The sequence below is a fragment of the Streptomyces sp. NPDC002676 genome (assembly GCF_053592455.1).
Genome location: NZ_JBSFVT010000001.1, coordinates 503480 through 518931, shown reverse-complemented (window position 1 = coordinate 518931; position 15452 = coordinate 503480). Strand labels below are relative to the sequence as shown.

The 15452-nt window shown below is 72.1% G+C and carries 10 protein-coding genes and 1 tRNA gene; 3 read left to right on the top strand and 8 right to left on the bottom strand.

What is annotated here, in order from left to right; translation table 11 throughout:
* Window positions 1–49: 49 nt before the first annotated feature.
* The 5 genes from ACWD3E_RS02310 to leuS form a co-directional block, all read right to left on the bottom strand.
* Window positions 50–2752, bottom strand: coding sequence for a ComEC/Rec2 family competence protein (locus ACWD3E_RS02310; protein WP_451385649.1), 2703 nt, complete (start codon window positions 2750–2752; stop codon window positions 50–52).
* Entirely contained in the window at window positions 2749–3849 is a 1101-nt protein-coding gene (locus ACWD3E_RS02305; protein WP_451385648.1) for a helix-hairpin-helix domain-containing protein, read from the bottom strand. Before ACWD3E_RS02305 ends, ACWD3E_RS02310 begins: the two co-directional genes overlap by 4 nt.
* Window positions 3850–3957: 108 nt before the next feature.
* A complete protein-coding gene (locus ACWD3E_RS02300) occupies window positions 3958–4803 on the bottom strand; it encodes a DegV family protein (RefSeq protein WP_451385647.1) in 846 nt (281 codons plus the stop codon).
* 72 nt (window positions 4804–4875) lie between these two features.
* Window positions 4876–5565 carry a hypothetical protein gene (locus ACWD3E_RS02295; RefSeq protein ID WP_451385646.1) on the bottom strand — a complete coding sequence of 230 codons (690 nt, stop codon included), beginning with the start codon at window positions 5563–5565 and terminating at the stop codon, window positions 4876–4878.
* Between the two features lie 146 nt (window positions 5566–5711).
* Window positions 5712–8588, bottom strand: coding sequence for a leucine--tRNA ligase (gene leuS / locus ACWD3E_RS02290; RefSeq protein ID WP_451385645.1), 2877 nt, complete (start codon window positions 8586–8588; stop codon window positions 5712–5714).
* A gap of 401 nt (window positions 8589–8989) precedes the next feature.
* Between leuS and ACWD3E_RS02285 the strand changes: the two genes are divergently transcribed.
* Together ACWD3E_RS02285 and ACWD3E_RS02280 are read left to right on the top strand one after the other, a co-directional pair.
* Entirely contained in the window at window positions 8990–10228 is a 1239-nt protein-coding gene (locus ACWD3E_RS02285) for a cytochrome b/b6 domain-containing protein (protein ID WP_451385644.1), read from the top strand.
* The gene (locus tag ACWD3E_RS02280) at window positions 10225–11835 is read left to right on the top strand and encodes an NADH-ubiquinone oxidoreductase-F iron-sulfur binding region domain-containing protein (protein WP_451385643.1); all 1611 of its coding nucleotides are present in this window, start codon (window positions 10225–10227) and stop codon (window positions 11833–11835) included. Before ACWD3E_RS02285 ends, ACWD3E_RS02280 begins: the two co-directional genes overlap by 4 nt.
* Before the next feature lie 134 nt (window positions 11836–11969).
* Here the strand turns inward: ACWD3E_RS02280 and ACWD3E_RS02275 are convergent.
* Window positions 11970–12042: transfer RNA gene (locus ACWD3E_RS02275), tRNA-Ala, on the bottom strand.
* A 115-nt stretch (window positions 12043–12157) separates the two neighbouring features.
* Here ACWD3E_RS02275 and ACWD3E_RS02270 point away from each other — a divergent pair.
* Entirely contained in the window at window positions 12158–13369 is a 1212-nt protein-coding gene (locus tag ACWD3E_RS02270; protein ID WP_451385642.1) for a glycosyltransferase 87 family protein, read from the top strand.
* Here ACWD3E_RS02270 and ACWD3E_RS02265 read toward each other — a convergent pair.
* Together ACWD3E_RS02265 and ACWD3E_RS02260 are read right to left on the bottom strand one after the other, a co-directional pair.
* Window positions 13359–13592 (bottom strand): hypothetical protein, encoded by a 234-nt coding sequence (locus ACWD3E_RS02265; protein WP_067006897.1) that lies wholly within the window; start codon window positions 13590–13592, stop codon window positions 13359–13361. The two genes, ACWD3E_RS02270 and ACWD3E_RS02265, sit on opposite strands and share 11 nt — an antisense overlap.
* 246 nt (window positions 13593–13838) lie before the next feature.
* Complete coding sequence (locus ACWD3E_RS02260; RefSeq protein ID WP_451385641.1) at window positions 13839–15329, bottom strand: MFS transporter; 1491 nt, start codon at window positions 15327–15329, stop codon at window positions 13839–13841.
* Window positions 15330–15452: the final 123 nt, after the last annotated feature.

Sequence of the window (15452 nt, the reverse complement as noted above, 5' to 3'; positions counted from 1 at the left end):
CCGTCGCCATGAACGGCCCGTAGCTCACAGGCGCCGGAACGGCTCCGAATCAGTCCTCCCAGTGCGGCTTTCGCGCAACCGTCAGCCTTTCGTCGTCCGCTCCCCCGCCCCCGCCGACCGCGAGCGGCCCGTCCCGGTCCGTGCGCAGCACCACCGCCCCGCCGGTCCGCAGCGCGGCCACGGTCGCCGGTGCCGGGTGCCCATAGGGGTTGTCGGCGCCCACGGAGATCAACGCCACCCGTGGGGCCACCAGCCGTATGAGGTCCGGGTCCTGGTGGACCGAGCCATGATGGGCCACCTTCAGTACGTCCACCGCCGCCAGTCCGGCCGCGTCCGGCGAGTGCAACAGCGCCTGCTGGGCCGGGGGTTCGAGGTCCCCGAGCAGCAACATCCGCAGCCGGCCCGTCCGGACGAGCAGCGCGACACTCGCGTCGTTCGGGCCGTCCGGCTCCGGTGCCGGGCCCGGCGGGGGCCACACCACCCGCCAGGCCAGCGGTCCGGTGCGCCGCTGCTCCCCCGCCACGGCCCGGCTGAGCGGGATGTGCCGTTCGACCGCCTCCCTTCGCACGAACTCGGCTTCGTCCGCGGGTTCTTCGAAGCCCGTGGTCTCGATCTCGGCCACCGTGCGACCGCGCAGCACTCCAGGCAGTCCCGCCACGTGGTCGGCGTGGAAGTGGGTGAGGACGAGGAGAGGGATGCGCGTGACGCCCAGCTCCCGCAGGCAGTGGTCGACCAGCTCGGGGTCGGGCCCCGCGTCCACGACGACGCCGGCTCCCTCACCCGCCGCCAACACGGTCGCGTCGCCTTGTCCGACATCGCACATCGCGAACCGCCAGCCCGGCGGCGGCCAGCCCGTGATCACCCTGGTCAGCGGCGCCGGCCGCACCACCGCCAGCAGGAGCAGCAGGCCGAGCGCCCCGCACCACCACGGGTGCCGCAGCAGTCGCCGCCCGGCGAGGACGACGGCCACGGTGACCGCCGCCAGCAGCAGCGCTCCCGGCAGGCTCGCGGGCCAGTCCACTCCCGCACCGGGCAGGGCGGCCCCGGTGCGGGCGACCCCGGCGATCCAGCGTGCCGGCCAACTCGCGCACCATGCCAGCGCCTTGGCCACCGGCATCGCCACCGGCGCCACCGCGAGCGCCGCGAACCCCAGCACCGTGGCCGGTGCCACCGCCACCTCCGCCAACAGGTTGCAGGGCACCGCCACCAGGCTCACCCGGGCCGACAGCAGCGCCACAACCGGCGCGCACACGGCCTGCGCGGCTGCGGCGGCGGCCAGCGCCTCGGCAAGCCGCGCGGGCACCCGGCGCCGCCGCAGCCCCTCGCTCCAGGCGGGCGCCAGCACAAGCAGGGCGCCGGTGGCCAGCACGGAGAGCAGGAAGCCGTAACTGCGGGCCAGCCACGGGTCGTACAGGACCAGCAGCAGGGCGGCCGTGGCCAGCGCCGGGATCAGGGACCTGCGGCGCCCGGTGGCCAGGGCCAGCAGGGCGACCGCACCGCAGGCCGCGGCCCGCAGCACGCTGGGATCGGGCCGGCACACGACCACGAACCCCACCGTGACCACCCCGGCGAGCAGGGCGGTCGCCCGCAGCGAGAGCCCCAGGCGCGGGGCCAGTCCGCGGCGCTCGGTCCGCTGGGCCAGGCCGGGCGGTCCGATGAGCAGGGCGAGCAGGACCGTGAGGTTGCTGCCGGAGACGGCGAGCGTGTGCGCCAGGTCCGTCTCTTGGAAGGCTTCGTCCAGCTCGGGTGTGATCCGCGAGGTGTCGCCGACGACCAGGCCGGGAAGCAGCGCCCGCGCGTCCGCAGGCAGCCCGTCGGTCGCCTCCCGCAGCCCGGCCCTGAGCCGCCCCGCCAGCCGCTGCGGCCCGCTCGGCCCCGCCACGACGTCCGGCCCCCGCCCGCCCCGCACCCGCAGCACGGCTGAGGTCCGGTCACCGCCCGACCTGGCCGGCGCCAGCCGCCCGCTCACCCGCAGCCGCGTGGACGGCAACAGCCCTGCCCAGGCCGAGCGCCCGCCCTGCACGCCCCGAGCACCGGTGCCCGCAGACGGCGCGGAACTCCCGCCCGCAGCGCCCTTCTCGGCGCCGCTCTCCGCTGCCGAGGCGTCCGCGTCGACTATCAGCAGCACCGGGCTACGCGTCCGCACCCGCGTCCCGTCGCTCATCTCGACACGCCGCACCTCCGCCCGGGCCAGCACCGCCGCCGGCGTCGCATGATCGCCCCGCACCCGCGGCCTGCTCAGCCAGGGGTCTCCGGTCAGCTCGACCTCGGCGGTCACAGTCGCGAACCGCCGGGCCAGGTCCGGCACCGGCCCGCGCCGTACATCCGCCCCGTGCAGCCCGGCCGAGGCGGAGGCCGCGGCTACGCAGAGCAGCACCGCGGCCACCGGCACCCGAGCCCAGGCGAACCGTCCTCGCTCCCCCTCGACAGGTCCCGCGCGCAACCGCCGCCCGGGAGCTACAGGACGACGCCGGTCGGCGCCCTCGGGCCGCCGTACCACCAGCAGGGCACCCCCGACGACCAGACAGACCACCGCGATCCCCACACTCCAGCCCGTCGGGAGGTCCAGCGCCAGCGCCGCCGTGGCCCAGACCGCGAGCGCGGGCGGAACGAGCCGCAGATCCGCCGCATCCGCAGGCCGGGACTCAGCGGCTTCGCCCGCCTCCGGCCCCGAGAGCCGTTGCTCCGGAGCGCGACCGGTGACAGCCCCGGATGCCCTGTGCCTGCGGTCATCGTCACGTGTGGGGCTCATGGCCGTACCAGACTTCGCAGGTCGGCGAAGCGGCGGTCGCCGATGCCGTTGACCTGGTGCAGTTCGTCCACCGAGCGGAAACCGCCGTGCCGGGTGCGGTAGTCGATGATGTGCTGGGCCAGCACGGGACCGACTCCGGGCAGGGTGTCGAGCTGGTCAGCGGTCGCCGTGTTGAGGGAGACAGGCGCCGTGGAGCCTGCGTCGGCCGGTCCTTGTCCGCCCCCGCCGACCGGGCCGGGCGGTGCCGGTGCCCCCGGCGGCGCCCCGACGACGACCTGTTCGCCGTCCACCAGGAAGCGGGCCCGGTTGAGCCCCTCGGTGCTCACGCCCGGGCGGACCCCGCCGGCCGCCCGCAACGCGTCGGTCACCCGCGAACCGGCCGGCAAGCGCCGGACACCCGGATGCCTGACCTTGCCGCCGACATCCACGACGATCTCTCCGCCCGGTGCCCCCGAGGCCCCCACGGACGCACCGGCCGGACGGTCACCGGCCGCCCCTCCTTCGCCCTTCCCCTCACCCGTGTGCCTGCCGAACGGGGCTTCCGCGCGCACCACCTGAGGAGCACTCACGGACTGGGTCCGGCCGGCCCAGAAGTGCTGTACGGCGAGGACGGCGGCAACCAGCAGCACCAAAGAGAGCGCGATCACTCCCCGACGCTCCACCCCGTACCGCGTCTGCAACCACACCGGTGCCCGCTCCCGCAGGGCCAGCCCGGCTCGCTCCCGCCAGCCGGGCACGACGGGCTCCGCCACCTCCAAGGGACTTGCCGCCTCTGGTGGTTCGATCTCCGGTGGTTCGGTCTCCGGTGGTTCGGTCCCGGGTGGTTCGGCCTCGGATGCCGTGACCGTCGACATGCCCGTGACCGACGACGCACTCGTGAACGCCTCGCCGCCCGGCGGGGCGTTGCCCGACTCCCGCCATTCCACGGCTCGTTCGCCGAAGAGGAGTTCCGCTCGGCGGCGCAGTTCCTCCGTCGGGGCGGGTGGGCGTCGGCGGTGGTCGGCGTGGCGGCGGTGGCGGACCCGGCCGTCGGAGGCGGGTCCGCGGCCGGGGCCGCTGGTCGCTGTGGCGGTGCGTGAACGTGATCGAAGTGCCATGCGACGAGGGTCGGGCATCTCGCCACTTCGCGATGATCTTGGTCAATTCCCGGGGATTACCGCCCGGTTGTGGAAAACTCCGCCACCCACAAGGGTGAGGCAGCCCGGTCAGCGCGGCGAGACCACCGCTCCCAGCAGCCCAGGACCGGTGTGCGCCCCGATCACCGCCCCGACCTCGCTGACGTGCAGGTCGGCCAGGCCGGGCACCCGTTCCCGCAGCCGGTCGGCGAGCGCGGCGGCGCGGTCGGGGGCGGCGAGGTGGTGGACGGCGATGTCGACATCGGCGCTGCCCGCCCGTTCGGCGACGATCTCCTCCAGACGCGCGATCGCCTTGGACGCCGTGCGGACCTTTTCGAGGAGTTCGATACGGCCGCCGTCGAGTTGGAGCAGCGGTTTGACGGCGAGCGCGGAACCGAGCAGGGCCTGCGCGGCGCCGATGCGGCCACCGCGGCGCAGATAGTCGAGGGTGTCCACATAGAAGTAGGCGGAGGTGCCCGCGGCCCGCTTCTCGGCGGCCGTCACGGCCTCGTCCACGGTGCCGCCGGCCTCCGCGGCCTCGGCCGCGGCGAGCGCGCAGAAGCCCAGGGCCATCGCGACCATCCCGGTGTCCACCACCCGCACGGGCACCCGCGCCTCGCACGCCGCGAGCACCGCCGCGTCGTACGTACCCGACAGCTCGGCGGAGAGGTGGAGCGAGACGATGCCGCTCGCGCCGGACTCGGCGACCCTGCGGTAGGTCTCCGCGAACAGCTCGGGGCTGGGGCGGGAGGTGGTGACCGGCCTCCGCTTCTGCAGGGCCTGCGCGAGGGAGCGGGTCGAGATCTCGGTGCCCTCTTCGAGCGCCCGGTCACCGAGGACCACGGTCAGGGGTACCGCGGTGATGCCGTGGCGCTCCATCGTCCGGGGCGGCAGGTAGGCCGTTGAATCGGTGACGATAGCGACATGGCGGGACATGAGCTGGAGGTTACCTGCCGTAGCGCTCGCGCGGCAGCCCGGCCCCTGCCGTGCGCTCCGGAAGCGACCCTGTCAGGTGGTGTTCTCGGGACGGGGCTTCTTCTCCCAAGGGTAGGCGGGGCGCCAGGACGGCGGGGTGATCGCGGGGGCCGTCGGCTCCTCGGCGCGGCCGGAGCCGGGTGCCTCCGGCCAGGGCGGCGGAGCCGGCGTGGTATCGGTGCGCGTCCAGTGGCGCAGGGCGCCCGCCTCGACGTCTATCTGGGCACTGAGCGCGTCCAGGTCGTCGTCGGCGAAGCGGCGGGCCCGGTCGCGGGTCGCCCAGCGCAGCGAGTCCGCGGACTTGGTGATGCGCTCGGTGCGGTGGCGCAGTTCCGGCAGCCGGGCAGTGAGTGTCGCCCGGTCCGGTTCGGACTCCAGGCGCCTGAGTTCGGCGTCCAGTTCGTGTCCGTGCGCGCTGAGCCGCTCGAAGAGGCCGAGAGATTCCTTGAGTGACTCGTCCTCGGCCACGCCCGCGCGCAGGGCGTCCTGGGTGGCGCGCATCGAGGTGCGCAGCGTGAGCCGCAGCTGGGCGACCTCGGCGGCCGGGCCGGTCTGGACGAAGGACTTGGCACGCAGGGTGTGGTCCTCGACCGTACGGCGGGCCTGCTCGATCGTACGGTCCACCCCGCGCTTGGCGGCGCTGACCGCCTTGACCGTGGCGTACACACCGAACCCGACGAACAGCAGGAAGAGCAGGGCGAACACGGTGATCACTGCTTCCATGACGCTCCTCCTCCGACCGGTACGGCGCAAGCCGCTGCGCTCTCCACGGTAAACGCAGCGGGCAGGCCCGGGGTTCCGGAAAAACCCCGAACCTGCCCGTAGGGGACTACCCCTAGCCGGTCCAGCCGCTCGGCCGCTGCCGGTGCTTACGCCGGAACGATGTTCACCAGCTTCGGCGCGCGCACGATCACCTTGCGGATGCCGGCGCCGTCCAGCGCGGCCACGACCTTCTCGTCGGACAGCGCCACCTTCTCCAGCTCCTCGTCGGAGATCGTCGGCGGCACCTCCAGGCGGGCCTTGACCTTGCCCTTGATCTGCACGACGCAGGTCACGGTCTCGTCCACCACGTACTGCGGGTCGGCGACCGGGAAGTCCTGGTGGACGACCGAGTCGGTGTGGCCCAGCCGGCGCCACAGCTCCTCGGCGATGTGCGGGGCCAGCGGCGCGACCATCTGCACCAGCGGCTCGGCGACCGCGCGCTGAATCGCGCCACCGGCCTTGGTCAGGTGGTTGTTCAGCTCGGTGACCTTGGCGATGGCGGTGTTGAACCGCAGGCCCTCCAGGTCCTGGCGCACGCCGTCGATCGCCTTGTGCAGGGCGCGCAGCGTCTCCTCGTCGGGCTCGGCGCCGGTGACGGTGACCTCGCCGGTGTTCTCGTCGACGATGTTGCGCCACAGCCGCTGCAGCAGCCGGAACTGGCCGACCACCGCGCGCGTGTCCCACGGGCGGGAGACGTCCAGCGGGCCCATCGCCATCTCGTACAGGCGCAGCGTGTCGGCACCGTACTCGGCGGCGATCTCGTCCGGAGTCACCGCGTTCTTCAGGGACTTGCCCATCTTGCCCAGCAGACGGGAGACCTTCTCGCCCTGGTAGTAGTAGGCGCCGTCGCGCTCCTCCACCTCGGCGGCCGGCACCGCGATGCCCCGGCTGTCGCGGTAGACGTAGGCCTGGATCATGCCCTGGTTGAACAGCTTGTGGAACGGCTCCGGGGAGGAGACGTGCCCCAGGTCGTACAGGACCTTGGACCAGAAGCGGGCGTACAGCAGGTGCAGTACGGCGTGCTCGGCGCCGCCGACGTACAGGTCGACACCGCCGTGCGGCTGGCCCTCGCGCGGGCCCATCCAGTACTGCTCGATCTCCGGGTCGACCAGCTTCTGGTCGTTGTGCGGGTCCAGGTAGCGGAACTCGTACCAGCAGGAACCGGCCCAGTTGGGCATGGTGTTGGTCTCGCGGCGGTACTTCTTCGGCCCGTCGCCCAGGTCCAGGGTGACGTTGACCCATTCCTCGTTGCGCGACAGCGGCGTCTCGGGCTGGGTGTCGGCGTCGTCCGGGTCGAAGGTGCGCGGGCTGTAGTCCTCGACCTCCGGCAGCTCCAGCGGCAGCATCGACTCGGGCAGGGCGTGCGCGACGCCGTCCTCGTCGTAGACGATCGGGAAGGGCTCGCCCCAGTAGCGCTGGCGGCTGAACAGCCAGTCACGCAGGCGGAAGTTGACGGTGCCCTTGCCGATGCCCTTGCGCTCCAGCCACTCGGTGATGCGCGCCTTGGCCTCGACGACGCCCAGGCCGTCCAGCTTCACGTCGTCAGCGGAGGAGTTGACGATCTTCGCGTCGTAGGAGGAGAAGGCGTCGTCCCACGTCGACGTGTCGGTGCCGCGGCCGTCGGTCGGCTCGACGACGCAGCGGATCGGCAGTTCGAAGGCGCGCGCGAAGGCGAAGTCGCGCGTGTCGTGCGCCGGGACGGCCATGATCGCGCCGGTGCCGTAGCCCATCAGGACGTAGTCGGCGATGAAGACGGGGACCTTCTCGCCGTTGACCGGGTTGGTCGCGAACGCGCCGGTGAAGACACCGGTCTTGTCCTTGGCCTCGGCCTGGCGCTCCACGTCGGACTTCGAGGCGGCCTGGGCACGGTAGGCGGCGACGGCCTCGGCGGGGGTGGCGTGACCGCCGGTCCACACCTCGTGCGTGCCCTCCGGCCAGGCGGCCGGGGTGAACTTCTCGACCAGCGGGTGCTCGGGGGCCAGCACCATGTAGGTCGCGCCGAACAGGGTGTCGGGGCGCGTGGTGAAGACCGTGATGCGCTCGCCGTCGATCGGGAAGTCGACGCGGGCGCCCTCGGAGCGGCCGATCCAGTTGCGCTGCTGCAGCTTGATGGCCTCGGGCCAGTCCAGCGCCTCCAGGTCCTCCAGCAGCCGGTCGGCGTAGGCGGTGATACGCATGTTCCACTGGCGCAGCTTCGCCTTGAAGACGGGGAAGTTGCCGCGCTCGGAGCGGCCGTCCGCCGTGACCTCCTCGTTGGCCAGCACCGTGCCCAGACCGGGGGACCAGTTGACGGGCGCGTCGGAGGCGTAGGCCAGGCGGTACTCGCTCAGGACCTCGGCGCGCTCCACGGCCGTCAGTTCGTTCCACGCGCGCCCGTGGTCACCGGGTACGGCGCGCTCACCGGACTCGAACTGGGCGACCAGCTCGGAGATCGGGCGGGCCTTCCTGGCTTCGTCGTCGTACCAGGAGTTGAAGATCTGCAGGAAGATCCACTGGGTCCACTTGTAGTAGTCCGGGTCGATCGTGGCGAAGGACCGGCGCTTGTCGTGGCCCAGACCCAGCCGGCGCAGCTGGGCCTTCATGTTCTCGATGTTGGCTTCGGTGGACACGCGCGGGTGCGTGCCGGTCTGCACGGCGTACTGCTCGGCGGGCAGGCCGAAGGCGTCGAAGCCCAGGGTGTGCAGGACGTTGTGGCCGGTCATGCGCTGGAACCGGGCGTAGACGTCGGTGGCGATGTAGCCCAGCGGGTGGCCGACGTGCAGGCCCGCACCCGAGGGGTACGGGAACATGTCCATGATGAACTTCTTGGGCTTCGCGACCAGCTCGGGGTCGCCGGCCAGGTCACCCTTCGGGTTCGGGGCCGCGTAGGTGCCGTCCGCGTCCCAGAAGTCCTGCCAGCGTGCCTCGATCTCGGCCGCCAGGGCGGCCGTGTAGCGGTGCGGCGCGGCCACCTCGGCAGTGGCAGCGGGGTTCGTCTCGCTCATGATCCTCAAAGCTCCATCGATCGTCTCTGCCTGCGGAAATGAAAAAGCCCCTCGCACAGGAGGGGACGCCGCGCCGATGCCGACCGCGGTTGTAACCGCCGGTCGGTACTGATCAGCGCGGCCCGCTAAGCAGAAGGCGTACGGCACGCATGGCGACAGGGTACCGCACCCCTTGAGCAAGCCGCGACGCGCTTCCGTATGCCTTGTGGACATGCCAGAACCCCGGGACGGAACTGAACCAAGGTCAAGGATTACTTCGCGTAACACCCACTAAGGGACATCGTCCAGTCATATTGTCCGTCAATAACAACCCAATAACTCAAACCCCGTACTGATCGGTATGGCGCCACTTAGAGTTCGGCAGCGGGACCGCTTTCCCGAAACTGCTCGGAGTTGCCCCCATGAACCTTCGTCGTAGTACCAGCTCGCTCCCCAAACCTGGCCGGTCGGCCTATGGAGTGGCGACCGCCGTCGCCTTGCTGCTCATCCCCCTGGCCGTTCTGGTCGGAGGCAGCCGGTTCCGCGATTTCCTGAACTTCGGCGCGGGCGTGCTGTCTCTCGTCTCGCTCAGCTGCTCGGTGATCTGGGGCCTGTTCGCGCAGGACCGCATCTTCCTGAACACCCGGCAGCGCATCGTCGGCCAGGCGGTGCACCGGACGACCGGAATCGCCTCGATCGCGTTCCTGTTGCTGCACATCACCGTCAAGCTCGCGCTCGGCCACACACAACTGATCGCCGCGATCATCCCCTTCTCGCTCGGCGTCACCGGAATCGCCGGTCTGGTCGGACTGGGTTCGCTCGCCGGCCTGCTGATGATCTTCGTGGGCTTCACCGGCGCCCTGCGCAGCAACTTCGCCACGCCGGCGCCCATCGCTGCCCGCTGGCGTGCCATGCACATGCTGGCCTACCCCGCGTGGTGCGCGGCACTGGTGCACGGCCTGTACGCGGGCCGCCAGGCCAAGCCGATCTTCGTGATCCTCTACATCCTGTCCCTGCTGGCCGTGATGGGCGCCCTCGCGCTGCGCTCCGCCCCGCGCCAGGTCAAGCGCAGGATCGCCGACCGGCTCATGGCGCTGTTCGGCAGCCCGGAGCGGCCGGCGCTCGACGATCTGGACGCCGGCCGCGCGCGGGTGGCCGAGTCCGCACTGCCGGGCTACGAGCGCCGGCCCGCGCAGGAGCCGTCACCTGCCGACTCGACGGCCCCCCTCTCCGCCTCGCCGTACCCGTCCCCCGCCCCGGAGCCCGTCTCCGGCTTCGCCGCCGCCTACCGCGCGGTGTCCACCGCGGGCCGCCCCCGGCAGCCGTTCACGACCGGACGGACCACGCGCGTGGACGGCCCCTCCAGCAGCTCGGGCAGCTGGCCGGTCCCGTCCCCGCCTCCGGTCGGCGAGGCCCCGCCGTCCGCCTACGACCCGCTGAGCGACACCGGCTACACCATGCCCGTCTACGACAATCCGGGCACCGCCGGATACGGCGGAAGTGACCTGTACGACACCGGTGAGACAAACGGCCGCTATGCCGCGTACAACCCGGGTGACACGTTCAACAGCGGTCCCGCCACCGAAACACTCCCCGGAGCGTCCTTCGACGCCCCGGGATCGGGCGAACCGTGGAACACGCCTTCCGGAGGCTTTAAGTGAACGAGGCCCTGCCCGACGTTCCCGAAGTCCGCGTGGTCGGGCTTCCCCAGCTCACGTCGGGCTTCGACCTTGTGGAACGACTCGACCTGCCCATGCACCTGAAGGTGCACGGGCCGCTCGACCCCCTGGGCGGCGAAAAGCTCGCGCAGCTCGCCGAACGGATCAACCTCAAGGGCCGCGGCGGCGCGGGCTTTCCCTTCCACAAGAAGCTGCGCTCGGTCGCCGAGTCCGCGATCAGGCGCGGTGTACGGCCGGTCGTCGTCGTCAACGGCAGCGAGGACGAGCCGGCCTGCCGCAAGGACACGGTGCTCATCAACCGAGCCCCGCACCTCATCCTGGACGGCGCGCTGCTGTGCGCCGAGGCCCTGGGTGCCCGCACGCTCGTGGTGGGGGTCACCCGGGAGTCCACCCAGCGCTCCATGGAGGCCGCGCTCGCCGAACGCGGCCTGAGCAACAGCCGCAGATCGGCCCTCCGCGCGTGGGTGCAGCGCAACCCTGTGCGCATGGTCACCGGCGCCGCCGCGTCTCTCATCCGGTCGATCGACGGCGGTCCGGCGATCCCGCCCGGCCGCAAGATCAGCGCCTCGCAGAGCGGCGTCGGCGGGGCGCCCACGCTGCTGTCGAACGCCGAGACGTTCGCACAGCTGGCCGTCGCCGCGCGCATCGGCCCGGACCGCTATGGCAACACCGGCCTGTACGACGAGCCGGGCACCGTCATGCTCACGGTCTCGGGCGCGGTCGCCCGCCCGATGGTGATCGAGGTCCCCACGGGTGTGCCGCTGCGCTACGTGCTGCAACTGGCCGGCGCTCCGCCGGTGCCGCAGGGCGTGCTGACCGGCGGCTACCACGGCAGGTGGATCGACGCGGCGACCGTCGACGAGGCGATCGTCTCCCGCAACTCCCTGGACGCGGTGGGCGGTTCGCTGGGCGCGGGCGCGATCCTTCCGATCGGCCAGGAGACCTGCCCGCTGGGCGAGTCGCTGCGGGTGGCGCAGTGGCTGGCCGACGAGAGCGCGGGCCAGTGCGGCCCCTGCTACCTCGGACTGCCCGCCGCCGCGCGCGGGATGGAGGAGATCCTGGGCGGCGGCGGCCCGGCCGCCCTGGAGGCGCTGAAGCAGGTCGCGCGGAACGTGAAGCGGCGCGGGGCGTGTTCGCATCCGGACGGCTCCGCGATGTTCCTGGAGTCGACCATCAAGGCGTTCACCGACGACCTGGCCGCCCATGTCCTCGGAAATGGCTGCGGACGGCCCGTGGAGGGCGTTCTGCCGCTCTTCGAGGGCGGCAAGGTCCCTGCGGGCATCCCGGGCGGCGCAGAGCCCGCGGAGACCGGCGCGAGCCGCCAGAAGATCTACGTCGACTGGACGCTGTGCCGGGGGCACGGGCTGTGCGCGGACATCCTCCCGGAGGTCTTCGAGCTGGGCGCCGACGGCTTCCCGACCGTCGCGCAGGCGCAGGTCCCGCGCTACGCGGAGGCGAAGGCGCTGCGGGCGGTGCGCCGCTGCCCGGCGCTCGCCCTGCGCCTCGAGGAGGACACGCGCGCGCAGGCGCCGACGCGCAACCTGCCGGTCCTCTCCCAGGGACGGGGCCGGCGGGCGCTCGGCCGCTGAGCGCACAGGAAGGGGACAGGAAGGGCGGGTCGCCCGGTTCGGGGGACCCGCCCTTCGCTCTCGGCGCTCAGCCGCCGTGTTTCGCAACACGCCGAAGGCGGACCATCCTTCGGATGATCCGCCTTCGATTTCTGTGGAGCTAAGGAGAATTGAACTCCTGACCTCCTGCATGCCATGCAGGCGCTCTACCAACTGAGCTATAGCCCCTTGTTTTGTTGTTTCGCCCGGTTCCCCCGGCGACGACGTAAACATTACAGGTACGGGGGCGCAGCACCAAATCGGTTTCCGGTCAGCACCGATACGGGCGCTAATGTCGGCTTTCGTGACCGTGATCGCGCCCTCCGCAGCCCACCGCCGGGTGCCGGTCGCCCTGGGCACGTGCCTGGTGTCGTTCACGGCGTTCTGGGCCGCGCAGCGGGCCGCACACGTGTCGATGATCGACCTGATGGTCTACCGGACCGAGGGGGCCACCGTCCGCGCGGGAGGCGACCTGTACGCGCTGCGGGCGACCGCCGCGCACCTGCCGACCACCTATCCGCCGTTCGCGGCCCTGCTGTTCACGCCGCTCACCCTGCTGGACACCGCACCGATGCGCACGCTGGCGACCGCAGGCAACCTCGCGCTCCTGGTGGTGTTCGTACGGCTGTCGCTCAAACTCGTCGGCCACGCGCGCGTGGAGAGCCTCTGGTGGGTCGCGGCACTGGCGGTGTGGTGCGAGCCGGTGTGGACAACCCTGCGCTACGGCCAGGTCAACCTGCTGCTGGCCGTCGTAGTACTGGGAGACCTGTCCCGCCGTCCGGCGGGCGGACGGGACCGCTGGGCCGGGACGGGCCTCGGGCTCGCGGCAGCGGTCAAGCTGACGCCGGCACTGTTCGCACTGTTCCTGCTCGTCACGGGTGTCGTGGCCCGCGCACGGGGCGGGGACGGGGGGCCGTGGCTGCGGCACGCGCGCGGGGCGGCCGTCGCGTTCGCCGGGGCGACGCTGGGCGCGGCGGCCGTCCTGCCGTACGACTCGTGGCGGTTCTGGACCGGCGCGGTGTTCCACGCGGGCCGGGTGGGGCACGCCGAGGACACCGCGAACCAGGCCCTGCGGGGCATGCTGGCCCGCCTGCTGCACACTCCGGACCCGGGAGCCCTCTGGATGGCTGCCGCGGCCGTGACGGCGTGCCTGGGCCTCGCGGTGGCCGTGGCGGCGGAGTTGCGCGGCCGGCGTCCCTGGGCGGTGTGCGCCTGCGCGGTCACCGCGCTGCTGATCAGTCCGGTGTCGTGGACGCACCACTGGGTGTGGTGCGTGCCCCTGGTGCTGCTGCTGTGGACGCGCGGACAGCGCGCCGCCGCCCTGGCCACGCTGCTCGTCTTCTGCTCTTACGCCCCCTGGTGGGTGCCGCACGGCACCGGGAGACCCGAACTGCACCAGGGAGGAGCCCACTTGACGCTCTCCGCCCTCTACGGAGGGGCCGGTGTGCTGTTCCTCACGCTGACCTGGACATCGTTGCCGGAGCCAGGATCGCGCTCAGGCCCCGTCAAGCCGTGACGAAGGAATAGAACCGCTTGAGCGTGCAGTGTTCTTCCAGGAGTCGGCCGTAGATCGGCTCGCCCTCGAGTTCGCGGTAGGTCTCGATCGGGTCGCCTTTTATGATCAGCGCCCGCGCGCATTCCTCGCACCAGTACTGGTAATCGGCATTGATCGGTTCCATGTCACGGACAATCGGCGTTCCGCTGCCGCACCAGTCGCACTTTCGCCTGTGTGCACCCATCGATCAGCTCCAGCTGTGGCCGCAGGCCGTGCACACGTAGGAGATTCCGCCGTTGTCGCCGAGAACTTGGGCCACATGCGCGGAACCGCAGGAAGGGCAGCTGAGCCGGGTGGTTGTATCCCGTATCAACGCCTCATTGAGGAGGTGGCCGCCCTCCTCGAGGATGCTCGCAGGCATCGCTACTCCCTCCCGTCGGGCCGCGCCCCCTTCCGGCCGTTTGATTCTGCCACGGCCGGGCCAATACGGTCAGCGACGCCTCAGTACCAGTCCGGACACGGCACCCACCGCGGCCAGTGCGGCCAGCACCCACGCGCAGTCCGACAGCGCCTGCGCAGAGGTATACGCCCGCGGAGCCCCGAGCGACTCAAGCCGGTTCAGGAACAGTGTGCCGAAACCCGAGACGCCGAGCAGCTGACCGAGCTGATTGACCGTCGCCAGCAGACCGCTGGCGTCCGCCGCGTCCTCGGGCCGCACCGTGGCCAGCGCCCGGGTGAGCGTCGGGCTGAAGGCGAGCGCGAGTCCCACGCCCATGCCGATGTACGCGGCGTAGAGCGCCACTCCCCCGTCGCCGCCGCCGTGGAACGCCAGCCCGATCCCCGCCACGGACACCGCGGCGAGCGCGAACCCCGCCGGGGTGAGCGCCCGCTGCCAGGCTGCGGGCCACCTCCGCCAGGTCAGGCTGACCATGCCGAAGACGGCCGCGGTCGGGGCGAAGCTCAGCCCGGCCCGCAGGGCGCTGTAGCCGAGGCCGCCCTGGACGTGGAGCGTCAACGCGAAGAGGAAACCGGCGTTGACCGCCATGACGGCGAGGACGCGGAAGACGGCCAGGCCCATGCCGGAGTGGCGCAGCACCCGCGGCGCGATCAGCGGGGCGCCGCCGCGCCGGGCCAGCCGGGACTCGTAGCCGCAGAACAGCGCGAACAGCAGCACGGCGCCGCCCAGCGACAGCCAGGACCACAATGGCCAGTCCTCCTCCTGCCCGAGCACCAGCGGCACCGTCAGCAGCGACACGGCGGCGGCGAGCAGCACCAGGCCCGGCAGGTCGAGGGCGCGGGCCCGCTCCCGCTCGTCCGCTGCTCCGACGGGCAGGACGCGCCGACCCAGCACCAGCAGGACGGCGCCGACGGGCACGTTGACCAGGAACACCGGCCGCCAGCCGGTGCCGAACAGGTCGGCGCTGATCAGCACGCCGCCGACGACCTGACCGGCCGCCGCACCCACGGCGAGGACCGCGGAGTAGACGCTGAGCGCCCTGGCCCGGGCCTCGCCGGTGAAGGTCCGCTGGATCAGGCTGAGCACCTGCGGGACCATCAGGGCCGCGCCGACGCCCTGCACCAGCCGGAACACGATCAGCTCGGTCGATCCCTGCGCCAGGCCGCAGGCCAGCGAGGCGGCCGTGAACAGGGCGAGTCCGGCGACGTGGACCCGGCCGTGGCCGAGCCGGTCGCCGAGCCGGGCACCGGTGATCAGCAGCACGGAGTAGCTGATGGTGTAGCCAGCGATGACCAGCTGGAGGTCGGCGCCCGAGGCGTCGAGGTCGGAACCGATGGTGGGGGCCGCGACGTTCACGATGAAGACGTCGAGGACGGCCATGAACATGGCGGTGAGCAGGGCCGCGAGCAGGAGCCGGGACCGTTTGTCAGTGCCGGGTGCTTCACTGTCAGTGGTCGGTGCTTCACTGATCGCAGGGCTCGCACCGGGCGCGGAACCCGGCACGGTTCGGGGTGTCGTCGTCATGGCATCGAGCCTCGCGACTCACCGGTAAGGGTGCCGAGTGCCCGCCGATGCTGGTACTGCCAGCACCTGGCAGGGGACGGCCCGGGTGCCGACGATGGGGACGGACGACGGGGGAACGGGGGA

Coding starts and splice junctions, on each gene's coding strand:
- leuS (WP_451385645.1), bottom strand. CDS start 8,588: ATGAGCGAGACGAACCCCGCTGCCACTGCCGAGGTGGCCGCGCCGCAC.
- ACWD3E_RS02260 (WP_451385641.1), bottom strand. CDS start 15,329: ATGACGACGACACCCCGAACCGTGCCGGGTTCCGCGCCCGGTGCGAGC.
- ACWD3E_RS02295 (WP_451385646.1), bottom strand. CDS start 5,565: ATGGAAGCAGTGATCACCGTGTTCGCCCTGCTCTTCCTGCTGTTCGTC.
- ACWD3E_RS02265 (WP_067006897.1), bottom strand. CDS start 13,592: ATGGGTGCACACAGGCGAAAGTGCGACTGGTGCGGCAGCGGAACGCCG.
- ACWD3E_RS02300 (WP_451385647.1), bottom strand. CDS start 4,803: ATGTCCCGCCATGTCGCTATCGTCACCGATTCAACGGCCTACCTGCCG.
- ACWD3E_RS02285 (WP_451385644.1), top strand. CDS start 8,990: ATGAACCTTCGTCGTAGTACCAGCTCGCTCCCCAAACCTGGCCGGTCG.
- ACWD3E_RS02305 (WP_451385648.1), bottom strand. CDS start 3,849: ATGGCACTTCGATCACGTTCACGCACCGCCACAGCGACCAGCGGCCCC.
- ACWD3E_RS02310 (WP_451385649.1), bottom strand. CDS start 2,752: ATGAGCCCCACACGTGACGATGACCGCAGGCACAGGGCATCCGGGGCT.